This is a genomic window from Bordetella sp. FB-8 (genome assembly GCF_000382185.1).
Lineage (GTDB): Bacteria > Pseudomonadota > Gammaproteobacteria > Burkholderiales > Burkholderiaceae_B > Bordetella.
Map to the genome: position 1 here is coordinate 1,326,634 of NZ_KB907784.1, position 14,295 is coordinate 1,340,928.

The window sequence follows — 14,295 nt, forward strand, 5'->3', positions numbered from 1 at the left end:
GGCCCTTAAACAGTATCAAGCAGCGTACTTGACACGAGGATCGCGAAAGTAGGCTTTGACGCGTTCCGGCTCGCTGCCGATCACGGCCATATGTGCTTCAGTGGCGGCGCGAAGTTTGGCCTTGGTGCGTGCCGGTACCTTGCGACGGATAACGTGTTTGAGATCGGCGTTGAGACGTTCCTCCGGATTGAGTTCGGGGCTGTAGCTGGGTAGATAGAACACCTCCATCTGATCGACATGCTCGGCCAGCCACTGCTTGACCGGCTTGCAGTGATGCACGCCCAGGTTGTCCAGGATCAGAAACACCTTGCGCTCGGTGTCCGCGACCAGGGCCTCGAAAAACTCGATCAGCTTCTCGTGATTGAAATTGCCGTCGATGATCATCCAGCGCGCCTTGCCCTGGTTGGTCACGCTGGCCAGCATGGACAGCTTCTGGCGCGTGCCACCCACTGCCATCGCTACCGGCGTCTTGCCTTTGGGGGCGTAACTGCGGCCACGCACATCGGTGTTCACCAGCGCCGTCTCATCACCCCAGTGAATCTCCGCACCCTCTGATTTTGCGCGTTCGGCGATGCCAGGATAGGTTTCATCCAGCCACGTGCGCACGGCTTCGGGCGACTGTTCATAGGCGCGCTTGATGGGCTTCTGCGGCGTGAAGCCCCAGCGCGCCAGATACTTTCCAACCGAGCGCAGGTGCAAGGTGATCTGGTAGTCGCGCTCGATCAGCTCCTTCACGGCGGCACGGCTCCACAAGGCGAACTCCATCTTCAGCTGCTCCGGACGGTTGTCGCAGATCGTCTGACGGATCGTGGCTTCTTGCTCGACGGTCAGTGCGCGTTTGTCGCCAGCGCTGCGGCCACGTTGACCTGGCGCCAGCGCCGCCATGCCCCCAGCGTTATAGCGGTCGATGATCTTGCACGTGGCTGAATAACTCAGTCCCACATCGCGCGCGATCTGCCGCTTGGTGAGCTTGCGCTTGTACGCCCGAATGACCTGGCGGCGGCGCTCGTGTTGTTCGGCCGGGCTGAGCCGGCGGGCGTCTTCGGTTTCCATGCGCTATCTGACCACAGCGCCAGCAATTAGTTCAGACTATTTATGGGCCTTATCTATAAGGGCACAGGCCCTTTCCTACAGCCTGCCCTGCACGGCCGATTCGAGTATCGCCGCATAGGCCGCGGCGTCGAAGGCGATCGGGTTGGTCGCGGACGAGCCGTCGAGCACCGCCATGTCGCCGATGCGCCGGGCATCGCGCGCATCGATGCCGATGTCGGCCAGCTTGTGCGGGATGCCGATCGATGCGCGCAAATCCAGCACCCAGTCCATGAAGCCTTTGAAGCTGGCCGCAGGCAGGTCCAGGTAGCGCGCCAATGCCGCGATTCGCTCGCCGATAGCCGATTCGTTGGCATGCAGAACATAGGGCATCAGGATCGCGTTGAGCATCCCGTGATGCGCGTCGTACAGCGCGCCCAGGGGGTGCGCCAGCGCATGCATGGCGCCCAGGCCGCGCTGGAAGGCCGTCGCCCCCATGGCCGAGGCGACGAGCATCTGTTGTCGGGCCTCCAGGTCCTTGCCGTCGCTTACTGCGCGCGGCAGATATTCCTTGATCAGGCGCATGCCTTCCACCGAGATGCCGACCGCCATCGGGTGGTAGAACGGCGAGCAGTAGGCCTCCAGGTTGTGCGAGAGCGCGTCCATGCCGGTCGCAGCGGTCAGCTTTGCGGGCAGGCCCGCCGTCAGTTCCGGGTCCAGAATCACCACGGCCGGCAGCATGCGCGCATGGAAGATGATGCGCTTGACGTGCGCGGCCTCGTCGGTGATGACCGAGGCGCGCCCCACTTCCGAACCGGTGCCCGCCGTGGTCGGCACGGCCACCACGGGCACCATGCCGTCCACATTCACCCGCAGGTAGTTGTCGCCTACGTCTTCGAAATCCCATAGCGGGCGCGTCTGCCCCGCCATTAATGCAATCGCCTTGGCCGCATCCAGCGCCGAGCCGCCGCCGAATGCGATCACGCCGTCGTGCCCGCCGTCGCGCAGCACGCGCACGCCGTCATCGACGTTGGCGCCGGTGGGATTGCCCTTGATGCTGTGGAACTGGCCGCAAGGCAGGCCCGCGGCCTCGCATGCGGCGCGCGCCGCGGCCACCATGGGCATGCCGGCCAGGCCGGGGTCGGTCACCAGCAGCGGGCGCTTCATGCCCAGACCCTTGCACCCGTCGGGCAGTTCGGCAATACGCCCGGGGCCGACCTTGACCGCGGTCGGGTAGTTCCAGTTGACGCTAGCGGGTTTCATAACACTCATCCTTGTCTGACAATAGGATTGAACGCGTCAGAGCGCGCGCAGATGGAAGGACTTGGGCTGCGTCAGGTGCTCATAGCCGATTACCGACAGCGATGCACCGCGCCCGGTATTCTTGACGCCGGTCCAGGCCAGCGCCGGATCCAGGTAGTCGCACCGGTTCATGAAGAACGTCCCGGTCGCTACGCGATCGCCGATGCGCACCGCGGCCTGCTGGTCTTGGGTGAATACGGCCGCGCTCAGGCCATAGGGACTGTCGTTCATCCACCGGATCGCCTCGTCGTCGTCCTTGACCGGCATGATGCCCACTACCGGGCCGAAGCATTCGTCGTTCATCAGCGTCATGCCGTGGTCCACGTCGACCAGCAGGGCCGGCGCCATATAGGCCGTGCCTTCGCGCGCAGCCGGGAAAAAATTCGCGTCGATCAGATTGCGCGCACCGCGCGCGAGCGCCTCGCCCAGGATCTTGCGCACGCTGTCGGCGGCCGATGTGCGCACCAGCGGCCCGAGCGTGGTTTCACTTTGCATCGGGTCGCCTAGCACGTACTGCCGCGTCAGCGCCGCAGCCTGCTCGACAAAGTCGCCGTAAAGCGACTGCGCCACATAGATGCGCTGGATGCCGCAGCACGACTGACCGGAATTGAAGAAGGCCCCGTCGACCAGCGTCTCGACCGCATGATCGAGCTTGGCATCCGCGCGTACATAGGCCGGGTCGTTACCGCCCAGCTCCAGGCCCATGCCGATGAACCGGCCGGCGGCCGTCGCCTCGACCATGCGCCCGCCGTTGACCGACCCCGTGAAGGAGACGTACCCGACCTCGGGCGCGGCGATCAGTCGCTGTGTCATCTCGTGGTTGGCGTGGACGAACTGGAACACGCCTTGCGGCAATCCCGCCTCGGTGAAGGCGCGATGCATCAGCTCGGCGCACAGGGGCGTCTGCTCCGAATGCTTGAGGATCACCGTATTGCCGGCCAGCAGCGCGGGCACAATGCTGTTGACCGCCGTGAGCAAGGGATAGTTCCATGGCGCGATGGTCAGCACGACGCCGATCGGCTCGCGTTTGATATAGCGCGTAAACCCGGCCTGCGGCGCAACCTGCACCGGCGCCAGGGCCTGGTCGGCGATTTCCATCATGTGCCGCGCGCGTGCGGCAAAGCCGTCGACCTCGCCCGGCGTATAGCGCAGCGGCCGCCCCATCTGTCGGGTGATCGCTTGGGCCACCTCCTCCTTCATCGCGACAAAACGATCGATTGCCGCGCCGACCAAGGTCTTGCGCTGCGTCAGCGCAAGCGAGCGCCACTCGCGCTGCGCGGTCTGGGCGCGGGCCAGCAGGGCCGACAGTTCGGCCTCGCTGGCGAAAGGACGGCGCACGAGTTCACGGCCGTCGATAGGGCTGATGGTAATGAGTTCCTGTTTCATGGGAGTCCGATATGAGGTCGATGCACGGCAATGCGGATGACAACATAAAAGGGCGCCATGCCGCAATGCATCCGGGCTTCAGATGATTTCGAAGTAGCGCGCCAGTTCCCAGTCGGTGACGTGGCGGCGAAATTCGCGCTCCTCCCACTCGCGCGTGGCGGCGAAATGCTCGACGAAGGCCTCGCCGAACAAGGTCCGCGCGACATCGGACTGGCGCAGACGCTGCGCCGCATCCCAGAGCGTGTTGGGCAGCTTCAAGTGCGCGGGGAACTGCTGGGCGTAAGCGTTGCCCTGGACCATGGGTTCCGGCTCGAGTTCCCTCTCGATGCCATACAGGCCCGAGCCCAGCGCCGCAGCCAAGGCTAAATAGGGATTGGCATCGGCCGAGCCGATGCGCACTTCCACGCGCTGCGATGTATCGCTGCCGGGAATCAGGCGCAGGGCCGTGGTGCGGTTCTCCATGCCCCAAGTGGCATCGAGCGGCGCCCAATAGCCCGGTACCAGGCGCGAATAGCTGTTGACCGTCTGCGCGTACATCGCCATGAACTCGGGCAGATAGCGCTGCACACCCGCCATGAAGCGGGCCTGGGTCCTGCTCATGCCGTAAGGCTGGCTTTCGTCGAAGAAGGCCGACTTGTTCGTCTGCTTGTCGCGCAGCGATAAATGAATGTGGCCGCTCTGGCCCGGATGCTCGTGCGACCACTTGGCCATGAACGTCGCCATCATGCCGTTGCGCTGCGCCAGCGCCTTGGTAAAGGTCTTGAACAGAAAGCCTTTGTCGGCCGCCCTGGCTACCTGGTCGACCGCAAGCGCGGCTTCCAGCACGCCGGGGCCGGTTTCGGTATGCAGGCCTTCAATGGGCATGTCCATGGCTTCGCACATCTCATTTAGCTGCCGATAGAAATCGGACGCCACCGTGCTGCGCAGAACCGAATAGCCGAAGTTGCCCGGCGTCCAGTTCTGCAGGTTGCGATAGCCCTTCTCGCGCACCGATTGCGGTGTCTCGGTGAACATGAAGAATTCGTACTCGAGCGCGCCGTAAGCATCGAACCCCAGGCTGTCGGCGCGTTCCAGCACGCGATGCAGCAGTCGGCGCGGACAGACCTGCGCCGCAGCGCCCTCGAACTCGGCAAGGAAGAACAGCATGGCCTCGCCGCCCGGTCCCGGTTCCAGCGGCAGCCGGCGACAGCTCTCGGGCACGATGCGCACCTGGGCATCCGGATACGCGGTGTGCCAGCCGGTGTACTTGACGTTGTCGTACAGATGGTCGTCCAGGTCCCAGCCCAGCACAACATTGCAGAAACCCAGGCCCGACTTGAGGGCGGACAGGAATTTGTCCTTGCGCAGGTACTTGCCCCGCATCACACCGTCGATGTCGGACAGACCCACCTTGATATGCGTCAATGCGCTGGCCTCGACCAGCGCAACTGCGTCCACCACCGTTTTCACTGCGCGCTCTTGCATTGTTCCACCCATGGGCCATTGTGATTGATCCACGCGCCACCAGGGCACGCGCCTGACTGCAGGCACGACCATACCACCGTCGCGCGACTCAAGGCGTAGGCATTTTCCTGGAAGAACCGCGCAGCCAAAAAAAAGCCAGAGGACTTCCTCTGGCTTTTTTGCGAGACTGCAGGCAGCTTAGATGATGCGGGCAGCCTCGATCAAGCGCACCACCGACCACGCCTTGGAGCGCGAGATGGGGCGGCCTTCGGCGATTTCGACCGTATCGCCTTCGTTGTACTGGTTGGCTTCGTCGTGCGCCTTGTACTTGGCCGAACGCATGACGATCTTGCCGTAGATGGGGTGCTTGACCCGGCGCTCGACGAGCACCACGACAGTCTTGTCCATCTTGTTGCTGACGATCTTGCCAACCAGCGTGCGCTGGCGCTTGGCCACTTGAGTGGTTTGTTCGGTCATGATTATTTCCCTGCCTTCTCGGCCAGCACAGTGCGCACACGCGCGATGTCGCGGCGCACTTTGCGCAGCTGGCTGGTGTTGGCGAGCTGCTGAGTGGCCTTCTGCATGCGCAGACCAAACTGCGCCTTCAGCAGGCTTTCGAGCTCTTTGCCGAGCTCGGCGGTGTCCTTGGTATGGAGTTCGGTAGCTTTCATATTCGTTACTCCTTAAGCACCGATATGACGCGACACGAAGGTGGTCGAGATCGGCAGCTTGGCAGCGGCCAAGCGGAACGCCTCGCGCGCCAGCTCTTCACTGACACCTTCCATTTCGTACAGCACCTTGCCGGGCTGGATCTCGGCGACCCAGTATTCCGGGTTGCCCTTACCGTTACCCATACGCACTTCGGCAGGCTTCTGCGAGATCGGCTTGTCGGGGAAGATACGGATCCAGATACGGCCGCCACGCTTGATGTGACGGTTGATGGCGCGACGGGCAGCTTCGATCTGGCGGGCGGTCAGACGGCCACGGCCGGTGGCCTTCAGGCCGAAGTCGCCAAACGAAACGTCGGCGCCGCGCGTAGCCAGGCCGGTGTTGCGGCCTTTCTGCTCTTTACGATATTTCCTGCGAGCGGGTTGAAGCATGTTTATTCTCCTTCAGGAGCCGGAGCGGCGTCCGCCTTGCGGGGACCACGGCCACGGCCGCCAGGACGGCCCGCACGGGCGCCTTCCGGACGGTCGCCACGAGGGGCGCGACGCGGACGACGCTCTTCTTCACGCGGAGCGGCGGTTTCGGGGGGCAGCTCGCCATTGGCCAGCAGATCGCCCTTGTAGACCCAGACCTTGACGCCAACCACGCCGTACGTGGTGTGGGCTTCGGAGGTACCGTAGTCGATGTTCGCCTTCAGCGTATGCAGCGGCACCCGACCTTCGCGATACCACTCGGTACGCGCGATTTCGATGCCGTTCAGACGGCCCGAACTCATGATCTTGATGCCCTGGGCGCCTAGGCGCATGGCGTTCTGCATGGCGCGCTTCATGGCGCGGCGGAACATGATGCGCTTTTCGAGCTGCTGGGTGATCGAATCGGCGATCAGCTGAGCATCGGTTTCCGGCTTGCGGATTTCCTCGATATTGACGTGCACGGGCACGCCCATCAGGCGCTGCAGGTCGCTCTTGAGGTTTTCGATATCCTCGCCGCGCTTGCCGATCACCACGCCCGGACGCGCCGAGTAGACGGTGATGCGGGCATTCTTGGCAGGACGCTCGATGATCACGCGACCGACCGATGCGCTCTTGAGCTTCTTCTTCAGATATTCGCGCACGCGGATATCTTCAGCGAGCATGCCGCCGAAAGCCTTGTCGTCGGCGTACCAACGCGAGGTCCAATTACGGGTGACCGCGAGACGGAACCCAGTGGGATGTATTTTCTGACCCATCTTGACTCCTTAAGCTCCGACCTTGACCGTGATGTGGCAGGTCTGCTTCTCGATACGGTTGCCGCGGCCTTTGGCGCGAGCCGAAAAACGCTTCATCGACTCGGCCTTGTCCACGTAAATCGTGGTGACCTTCAGTTCGTCGATGTCGGCGCCGTCGTTATGCTCGGCGTTGGCGATGGCGGACTCGACAGCCTTTTTCAGGATGCCGGCGGCCTTCTTCGGCGAGAAGGTGAGGATGTTCAGCGCTTGAGCGACCGACTTGCCGCGGATCAGGTCCGCGACCAGGCGAGTCTTCTGCGCCGAGATATGCACCCCACGGATAATGGCAGTAGTTTCCATGGCTTATCCCTTACCTCTTGGCCTTCTTATCCGCAGCGTGACCCTTGAACGTACGGGTCAGGGCGAACTCGCCAAGCTTGTGACCGACCATGTTCTCGTTGACATACACAGGAATGTGTTGCTTGCCGTTGTGCACGGCAATCGTCAGACCGATGAACTCGGGCAGAATCGTGGAACGGCGCGACCAGGTCTTGATCGGCTTCTTGTCTTTGCCCGCAACGGCCGCGTCCACCTTCTTGATAAGGTGAGCGTCGACAAACGGGCCCTTCTTGATCGAACGTGACATAGTGTTCGCCTCTTACTTGCGCTTGCGACGTTGGACGATCATGCTGTCCGTCCGCTTGTTACGGCGGGTCTTGTAACCCTTGGCCGGGGTACCCCACGGGCTGACGGGCACGCCGCCTTCGCCAGTGCGGCCTTCACCACCACCGTGCGGGTGATCGACCGGGTTCATGGCCACGCCGCGAACCGTCGGGCGGACACCGCGCCAACGCATCGCGCCGGCCTTGCCGATCTGGCGCAGGCTGTGTTCTTCGTTGCTCACTTCACCGATGGTGGCGCGGCACTCGATGTGCACGCGGCGCACTTCACCCGAGCGCAGTCGAACCTGGGCGTAGATGCCTTCGCGAGCCAGCAGCACGGCGGATGCGCCGGCCGAGCGGGCCATCTGGGCACCCTTGCCGGGCAGCATCTCGATGCAGTGGATCGTGGTACCGACCGGGATGTTGCGGATGGGCAGCGTGTTACCGGCGCGGATCGGGGCTTCGATGCCCGAGACCAGCGTGGCGCCCACTTCCAGACCGCGCGGGGCGATGATGTAGCGGCGCTCGCCGTCGGCATAACACAGCAGCGCGATGTGCGCCGTGCGGTTGGGATCGTATTCGAGGCGCTCGACCTTGGCGGGAATGCCGTCCTTGTTGCGACGGAAATCCACGACGCGGTAGTGCTGCTTGTGACCGCCGCCCTTGTGGCGAACGGTGATGTGGCCGTTGTTGTTACGGCCCGAACCACGGATCTGCTTCTCGAGCAGCGAGGCTTCGGGAGCACCCTTGTGCAGATTGGGGTGCACCACCTTGACCATGCCGCGGCGGCCGGCCGATGTCGGTTTCGTTTTTACGAGGGCCATTTACTTCACCTCCGCAAAGTCGATTTCCTGACCGGCGACGAGCGAGACATAGGCCTTGCGCTCGTTGCGGCGGCGACCGACGAAGCGACCGAAGCGCTTCTCTTTGCCTTTGCGATTGAGAACCTGCACGGACTCGACCTGCACCTTGAAGAGCAGTTCGACGGCAGCCTTGATTTCCGGCTTGGTGGCGTCAGCCACGACGCGGAAGGCGATCTGATTGTTCTTCTCGGCAACGAAGGTGGCCTTTTCGGTCACAATCGGGGCAAGAATGACTTGCATCAAGCGTTCGGCGTTCATCCCAGCATCTCCTCGAGTTGCGCGATGGCCGGCTTGGTGATCAGCACCTTCTTGTAGTGGATCAGCGACAGCGGGTCGGCATAGCGGGGTTCGACCACGGCAACGTGCGGCAGGTTGCGGGTGGCGAGGTAAACGTTCTCATCGACGTTGTCGGTGATGATCAGCACCGAATCCAGGCCCATGGTCTTGAGCTTGGCCGCAGCCAGCTTGGTCTTGGGCGATTCGAGCGCGAACGTGTCGACGACGGCGATGCGGTCTTCGCGGGCCAGCTGCGACAGAATCGAGCGGATACCGGCGCGGTACATCTTCTTGTTGACTTTCTGGCCGAAGTTTTCTTCAGGCGAGTTCGGGAAGATGCGGCCGCCTCCGCGCCACAGCGGCGAGGAGGTCATGCCGGCGCGAGCGCGGCCGGTGCCTTTTTGGCGCCAGGGCTTCTTGGTGCTGTGCTTGACTTCGGCACGGTCCTTCTGGGCGCGGTTGCCGCTGCGGGCATTGGCCTGGTAGGCCACCACGATCTGATGAACCAGCGCTTCGTTGTAGTCGCGGCCGAACACGGTGTCGGGCGCGCTAAACGTGGTCGATTGACCTTGTTCGTTCAGGAGCTTGATGTCCATTGCTTATGCTCCCTGCTTGGCGGGGGCCTTGATGGCCGGACGCACGACGACGTCGCCGCCGGCCGAGCCGGGTACGGCGCCCTTGACGAGCAGCAGGCCGCGTTCGGCGTCGACACGGACGACGTCCAGGTTCTGGACGGTGCGCGTAACATCGCCCAAGTGGCCGGACATGCGCTTGCCGGGGAAAATGCGACCGGGATCCTGCGCCTGACCGATCGAGCCGGGAACGCGGTGCGAACGCGAGTTACCGTGCGAAGCGCGCTGCGAACCGAAGTGGTGGCGCTTGATCGTGCCGGCGAAGCCCTTACCGATAGTGGTGCCCGTCACGTCGACCTGTTGGCCGGCTTCGAACACGGACTCCACGGCAACGACCGAGCCCGCCGTAAATTCGGCGGCCTTGGAAGGATCCAGGCGGAATTCTTTGAGGATGCTACCGGCTTCGATGCCGGCCTTGGCGTAGTGGCCCGCTTGCGCCTTGGCGACGCGCGAGGCACGACGGGTGCCGTAAGCCAGCTGGACGGCGGCATAGCCGTCATTTTCCGGCGACTTCACCTGGGCTACGCGGTTGTTCGACACGTCCAGCACGGTCACGGGGATGGACTCGCCATCTTCCGTGAACACACGGGTCATGCCGACCTTGCGACCCACCAGACCCAGCCGGAAAGCGGCGGGCGTGGATGTCGTATTCGACATTGTTTTCTCCACAGGGCCAATGGCCCCAGGTTTTGCATTCCCAACTGCGATTGGTCGGGGCTAATCGGATTCGACAGTAAAGGCATCGAACCCTACAAATTTGCCTTTGCGCATTCAATATGCATAAAGGCTCACCACAAAATGGCAAGCTTTGCATCTTAGCATGGCAAACCTTGATTTTGCAAGGTCTGTTGCTCGGATTCAGGCATTGTGGAAAAAGCATGCTGCGTGCGCTCTTGCACTGATGAAAAAAGCCGGACTTTCGGAAAAGTCCGGCTTTTTTCAACCCCGCCCTCTTTGAGCGGGGCTGGTTCGGCCTTACTGCAGCGCGATTTCCACGTCGACGCCGGCCGGCAGGTCCAGGCGCATCAGCGCGTCGACCGTCTTATCGGTGGGGTCCACGATGTCCATCAGGCGTTGATGGGTGCGGATTTCGAACTGGTCGCGCGAGGTCTTGTTCACGTGAGGCGAACGCAGCACATCGTAGCGGCGGATGCGGGTGGGCAGGGGCACGGGGCCACGGACCACGGCGCCGGTGCGCTTGGCGGTCTCGACGATCTCAGCGGCGGATTGATCGATCAGCTTGTAATCGAAGGCTTTCAAGCGGATGCGGATCTTCTGGTTTTTCATGAAATTTCCTAAAGAACGATTTAACCCGGAGCGTGGGTTTTTGGCCTGTGAAATCGACTTAAGTGGTCGGCAGTCAAAGCCAAACACGAAAGTCTATACGATTCGCAGGCCCAGTGGAATAGGCGCCCCATTTTCATGGGGACCTGGACCCTGCCGCTTAGGCGATGATTTTAGCGACGACGCCGGCGCCGACGGTACGTCCGCCTTCGCGGATAGCAAAGCGCAGGCCTTCTTCCATGGCGATCGGGGCCAGCAGTTTGACCGTCATCGTCACGTTATCGCCCGGCAGCACCATCTCTTTGTCCTTGGGCAGGTCGATCGTGCCGGTCACATCCGTGGTGCGGAAGTAAAACTGGGGACGATAACCATTGAAGAACGGCGTGTGGCGACCGCCTTCATCCTTGGACAGAATGTACACCTCGGCCGTGAACTCGGTGTGCGGGGTGATCGAACCGGGCTTGGCCAGCACCTGGCCACGCTCGACTTCTTCACGCTTGGTGCCGCGCAGCAAAATACCGACGTTGTCTCCGGCCTGGCCCTGGTCCAGCAGCTTGCGGAACATCTCCACGCCCGTGCAGGTGGTCTTGAGCGTGGGCTTGATACCGACGATCTCGATTTCTTCGCCCACCTTGACAATGCCACGCTCGACACGGCCGGTCACCACCGTGCCACGACCCGAGATCGAGAACACGTCTTCGACCGGCATCAGGAAAGCGCCGTCCACAGCGCGCTCAGGCGTCGGGATGTACGTGTCCAGCGCATCGGCCAGCGCCATGATCGCCTGCTCGCCCAGCTCGCCCTTGTCGCCCTCGAGCGCCAGCTTGGCCGAACCCTTGACGATCGGGGTGTCATCGCCCGGAAAATCGTACTTCGAGAGCAGCTCGCGCACTTCCATTTCCACCAGCTCGAGCAGCTCGGCATCGTCCACCATGTCCGCCTTGTTCAGGAACACGATGATGTACGGCACGCCCACTTGGCGCGAGAGCAAAATGTGCTCGCGCGTCTGGGGCATCGGGCCGTCGGCGGCCGACACCACCAGAATCGCCCCGTCCATCTGGGCGGCCCCGGTAATCATGTTCTTGACGTAGTCCGCGTGTCCCGGGCAATCCACGTGCGCGTAGTGACGGTTCTGCGTCTCGTACTCCACGTGCGCCGTGTTGATCGTGATGCCGCGCGCCTTCTCTTCCGGGGCCGCATCAATCTGGTCGTAGCCCTTCGCTTCTCCACCAAACTTGCTCGACAGCACCGTCGTGATCGCCGCCGTCAACGTCGTTTTGCCGTGGTCAACGTGACCAATCGTACCCACGTTCACGTGCGGCTTGGTACGCTCAAACTTGCCTTTTGCCATGATCTCTGTCCTTTGATTGCAAGGAAAAAAATTGTTGGGTTGCCGCGTCCCGACGCCGGGACGCGGTCATGGGTAGATGTTTACTTGGCGCGAGCGGCGATGACCTCGTCGGCCACGTTCTTGGGAGCTTCGGCGTAGTGCTTGAACTCCATCGTGTACGTGGCGCGACCCTGGGTCGCCGAACGCAGCGAGGTCGAATAGCCGAACATCTCGGCCAGGGGAACCTCGGCCTTGATGATCTTGCCGCCGCCGACCATGTCGTCCATGCCCTGCACCATACCGCGGCGGGATGACAGGTCACCCATCACGGTACCGGCGTAGTCTTCGGGCGTTTCGACTTCAACGGCCATCATGGGCTCGAGCAGAACCGGGCTGGCCTTGCGCATGCCTTCCTTGAACGCCATCGAACCGGCCATCTTGAACGCGTTTTCGTTCGAGTCCACGTCGTGGTACGAACCGAAGTGCAGCGTGACCTTCACGTCCACGACGGGGAAGCCCGCGAGGATGCCGGCCGGCAGGGTTTCCTGGATGCCCTTGTCCACCGCGGGGATGAACTCGCGAGGCACCACGCCGCCCTTGATCGCGTCGACGAACTCGTAACCGCCGCCGGGAGGCAGGGGCTCGACCTTGAGCACGGCGTGGCCGTACTGGCCGCGGCCGCCCGACTGCTTGACGAACTTGCCTTCGGCTTCTTCGACAGTCTTGCGTATGGTTTCGCGGTAGGCCACCTGGGGCTTGCCGACGTTGGCTTCCACGCCGAATTCGCGCTTCATGCGGTCGACGATGATTTCCAGGTGCAACTCGCCCATGCCGGAAATGATGGTCTGGCCCGACTCTTCATCGGTGCGAACACGGAACGAAGGATCCTCGGAAGCCAGGCGCTGCAGCGCAATGCCCATTTTTTCCTGGTCGGCCTTGGTCTTGGGTTCCACGGCCTGCGAAATCACGGGCTCAGGGAACACCATGCGCTCCAGCACGATGGCGGCGCTCGGGTCGCTCAGCGTTTCGCCCGTCGTCACTTCCTTCAGGCCCACGCAAGCGGCGATGTCGCCAGCGACGATCTCGTCAATCTCGATACGGTCGTTGGCCATCATCTGCACGATACGGCCGATACGTTCTTTCTTGCCCTTGACGGTGTTGAGCACCGTGTCGCCCTTCTTCAGCACGCCCGAATAGACGCGCACGAAGGTCAACTGGCCGACGAAAGGGTCGGTCATCAGCTTGAACGCCAGGGAGGAGAATTTTTCGCTATCGTCAGCCTTGCGGACGGTGGGGTTGTCGTCCTCGTCGGTGCCTTTGACGGGAGGAATATCTACGGGCGAAGGCAGGTAGTCGATAACCGCGTCGAGCATGCGCTGCACGCCCTTGTTCTTGAACGCAGTACCGCACAGCATGGGCTGGATTTCAGTCGAGATGGTGCGAACGCGCAGCCCCTGCTTGATGTCGTCCTCGTTGAGGTCGCCCTCTTCGAGATACTTGTTCATCAGTTCTTCGCCGGACTCGGCGGCGGCCTCGACCATGTTCTCGCGCCACTTCTTGGCGTCCGCGGCCAGTTCGGCCGGGATGTCCGCGTAGTCGAACTTCATGCCCTGGGAAGCCTCATCCCAGAAGATAGCCTTCATCTTCACCAGATCGACCACGCCCTTGAAGTTTTCTTCGGCGCCGATCGGGATGACGACGGGCACGGGGTTGGCTTTCAGGCGCAGCTTCATCTGGTCGTAGACCTTGAAGAAGTTGGCGCCGGTACGGTCCATCTTGTTGACGAACGCCAGACGCGGCACATTGTACTTATTGGCCTGACGCCACACGGTCTCGGACTGCGGCTGCACGCCACCCACAGCGCAGTACACCATGCAGGCGCCGTCGAGCACGCGCATGGAACGCTCCACCTCGATGGTGAAGTCCACGTGTCCCGGGGTGTCGATGATGTTGAAGCGGTGTTCGGGGTAGGACAGGTCCATCCCCTTCCAGAAGCAGGTCACGGCCGCCGAGGTGATGGTGATGCCACGCTCTTGCTCCTGCTCCATCCAGTCGGTCGTCGCCGCGCCGTCATGCACTTCGCCCAACTTGTGGTTGACGCCGGTGTAGAACAGGATGCGTTCGGTCGTGGTGGTCTTGCCAGCGTCGATGTGAGCGCTGATACCAATGTTGCGATAGCGCTCGATCGGGGTTTTGCGGGCCATGATTCGGTATT

17 protein-coding genes are annotated in these 14,295 nt (G+C 62.4%); all 17 read right to left on the reverse strand.

From position 1 onward, the window contains the following. Positions 1–15 precede the first annotated feature (15 nt). The 17 genes from H143_RS0106310 to fusA all read right to left on the reverse strand — a co-directional run bounded on the left by H143_RS0106310 (position 16) and on the right by fusA (position 14,284). On the reverse strand, positions 16–1,053 hold the full coding sequence (locus H143_RS0106310; RefSeq protein ID WP_019937388.1) for an IS630 family transposase: 1,038 nt from the start codon (positions 1,051–1,053) through the stop codon (positions 16–18). Between the two features lie 75 nt (positions 1,054–1,128). Continuing rightward, on the reverse strand, positions 1,129–2,292 hold the full coding sequence (locus tag H143_RS0106315; RefSeq protein WP_019937389.1) for an iron-containing alcohol dehydrogenase: 1,164 nt from the start codon (positions 2,290–2,292) through the stop codon (positions 1,129–1,131). Between the two features lie 36 nt (positions 2,293–2,328). Beyond that, positions 2,329–3,717 carry an aldehyde dehydrogenase family protein gene (locus H143_RS0106320; protein ID WP_019937390.1) on the reverse strand — a complete coding sequence of 463 codons (1,389 nt, stop codon included), beginning with the start codon at positions 3,715–3,717 and terminating at the stop codon, positions 2,329–2,331. A 78-nt stretch (positions 3,718–3,795) separates the two neighbouring features. Next, a complete protein-coding gene (locus H143_RS0106325) occupies positions 3,796–5,157 on the reverse strand; it encodes a glutamine synthetase (protein ID WP_155803539.1) in 1,362 nt (453 codons plus the stop codon). Positions 5,158–5,358: 201 nt separating this feature from the next. Beyond that, the gene (gene rpsQ / locus H143_RS0106330; RefSeq protein WP_019937392.1) at positions 5,359–5,637 is read right to left on the reverse strand and encodes a 30S ribosomal protein S17; all 279 of its coding nucleotides are present in this window, start codon (positions 5,635–5,637) and stop codon (positions 5,359–5,361) included. A 2-nt stretch (positions 5,638–5,639) separates the two neighbouring features. Beyond that, complete coding sequence (gene rpmC, locus H143_RS0106335; RefSeq protein WP_019937393.1) at positions 5,640–5,831, reverse strand: 50S ribosomal protein L29; 192 nt, start codon at positions 5,829–5,831, stop codon at positions 5,640–5,642. Between the two features lie 12 nt (positions 5,832–5,843). Next, positions 5,844–6,260: a 50S ribosomal protein L16 gene (rplP, locus tag H143_RS0106340; RefSeq protein ID WP_019937394.1), complete on the reverse strand. Its 417-nt coding sequence runs from the start codon at positions 6,258–6,260 to the stop codon at positions 5,844–5,846. A 2-nt stretch (positions 6,261–6,262) separates the two neighbouring features. Then, positions 6,263–7,054, reverse strand: coding sequence for a 30S ribosomal protein S3 (rpsC, locus tag H143_RS0106345; RefSeq protein WP_019937395.1), 792 nt, complete (start codon positions 7,052–7,054; stop codon positions 6,263–6,265). Between the two features lie 9 nt (positions 7,055–7,063). Further along, complete coding sequence (gene rplV / locus H143_RS0106350) at positions 7,064–7,393, reverse strand: 50S ribosomal protein L22 (protein ID WP_019937396.1); 330 nt, start codon at positions 7,391–7,393, stop codon at positions 7,064–7,066. A 10-nt stretch (positions 7,394–7,403) separates the two neighbouring features. Further along, the gene (rpsS, locus tag H143_RS0106355) at positions 7,404–7,679 is read right to left on the reverse strand and encodes a 30S ribosomal protein S19 (RefSeq protein ID WP_019937397.1); all 276 of its coding nucleotides are present in this window, start codon (positions 7,677–7,679) and stop codon (positions 7,404–7,406) included. Positions 7,680–7,691: 12 nt separating this feature from the next. Then, on the reverse strand, positions 7,692–8,519 hold the full coding sequence (gene rplB / locus H143_RS0106360) for a 50S ribosomal protein L2 (RefSeq protein ID WP_019937398.1): 828 nt from the start codon (positions 8,517–8,519) through the stop codon (positions 7,692–7,694). Beyond that, the gene (gene rplW, locus H143_RS0106365; protein WP_019937399.1) at positions 8,520–8,816 is read right to left on the reverse strand and encodes a 50S ribosomal protein L23; all 297 of its coding nucleotides are present in this window, start codon (positions 8,814–8,816) and stop codon (positions 8,520–8,522) included. Further along, entirely contained in the window at positions 8,813–9,430 is a 618-nt protein-coding gene (gene rplD, locus H143_RS0106370) for a 50S ribosomal protein L4 (RefSeq protein ID WP_019937400.1), read from the reverse strand. Before rplD ends, rplW begins: the two co-directional genes overlap by 4 nt. Before the next feature lie 3 nt (positions 9,431–9,433). Next, positions 9,434–10,123, reverse strand: coding sequence for a 50S ribosomal protein L3 (gene rplC, locus H143_RS0106375; RefSeq protein WP_026349787.1), 690 nt, complete (start codon positions 10,121–10,123; stop codon positions 9,434–9,436). A gap of 318 nt (positions 10,124–10,441) precedes the next feature. Then, positions 10,442–10,753, reverse strand: a complete 312-nt coding sequence (gene rpsJ, locus H143_RS0106380; protein ID WP_019937402.1) for a 30S ribosomal protein S10 — start codon at positions 10,751–10,753, stop codon at positions 10,442–10,444. A gap of 157 nt (positions 10,754–10,910) precedes the next feature. Next, positions 10,911–12,101 (reverse strand): elongation factor Tu, encoded by a 1,191-nt coding sequence (tuf, locus tag H143_RS0106385; protein ID WP_019937403.1) that lies wholly within the window; start codon positions 12,099–12,101, stop codon positions 10,911–10,913. 80 nt (positions 12,102–12,181) lie between these two features. Beyond that, positions 12,182–14,284: an elongation factor G gene (fusA, locus tag H143_RS0106390; RefSeq protein ID WP_019937404.1), complete on the reverse strand. Its 2,103-nt coding sequence runs from the start codon at positions 14,282–14,284 to the stop codon at positions 12,182–12,184. Positions 14,285–14,295: the final 11 nt, after the last annotated feature.

Bases quoted from the DNA above. Each gene is read 5' to 3' on its own strand.
- H143_RS0106310 (WP_019937388.1), bottom strand. From the start codon at position 1,053: ATGGAAACCGAAGACGCCCGCCGGCTCAGCCCGGCCGAACAACACGAG.
- H143_RS0106315 (WP_019937389.1), bottom strand. From the start codon at position 2,292: ATGAAACCCGCTAGCGTCAACTGGAACTACCCGACCGCGGTCAAGGTC.
- H143_RS0106320 (WP_019937390.1), bottom strand. From the start codon at position 3,717: ATGAAACAGGAACTCATTACCATCAGCCCTATCGACGGCCGTGAACTC.
- rpsQ (WP_019937392.1), bottom strand. From the start codon at position 5,637: ATGACCGAACAAACCACTCAAGTGGCCAAGCGCCAGCGCACGCTGGTT.
- rpmC (WP_019937393.1), bottom strand. From the start codon at position 5,831: ATGAAAGCTACCGAACTCCATACCAAGGACACCGCCGAGCTCGGCAAA.
- rplP (WP_019937394.1), bottom strand. From the start codon at position 6,260: ATGCTTCAACCCGCTCGCAGGAAATATCGTAAAGAGCAGAAAGGCCGC.
- rpsC (WP_019937395.1), bottom strand. From the start codon at position 7,054: ATGGGTCAGAAAATACATCCCACTGGGTTCCGTCTCGCGGTCACCCGT.
- rplV (WP_019937396.1), bottom strand. From the start codon at position 7,393: ATGGAAACTACTGCCATTATCCGTGGGGTGCATATCTCGGCGCAGAAG.
- rpsS (WP_019937397.1), bottom strand. From the start codon at position 7,679: ATGTCACGTTCGATCAAGAAGGGCCCGTTTGTCGACGCTCACCTTATC.
- rplB (WP_019937398.1), bottom strand. From the start codon at position 8,519: ATGGCCCTCGTAAAAACGAAACCGACATCGGCCGGCCGCCGCGGCATG.
- rplW (WP_019937399.1), bottom strand. From the start codon at position 8,816: ATGAACGCCGAACGCTTGATGCAAGTCATTCTTGCCCCGATTGTGACC.
- rplD (WP_019937400.1), bottom strand. From the start codon at position 9,430: ATGGACATCAAGCTCCTGAACGAACAAGGTCAATCGACCACGTTTAGC.
- rplC (WP_026349787.1), bottom strand. From the start codon at position 10,123: ATGTCGAATACGACATCCACGCCCGCCGCTTTCCGGCTGGGTCTGGTG.
- rpsJ (WP_019937402.1), bottom strand. From the start codon at position 10,753: ATGAAAAACCAGAAGATCCGCATCCGCTTGAAAGCCTTCGATTACAAG.
- tuf (WP_019937403.1), bottom strand. From the start codon at position 12,101: ATGGCAAAAGGCAAGTTTGAGCGTACCAAGCCGCACGTGAACGTGGGT.
- fusA (WP_019937404.1), bottom strand. From the start codon at position 14,284: ATGGCCCGCAAAACCCCGATCGAGCGCTATCGCAACATTGGTATCAGC.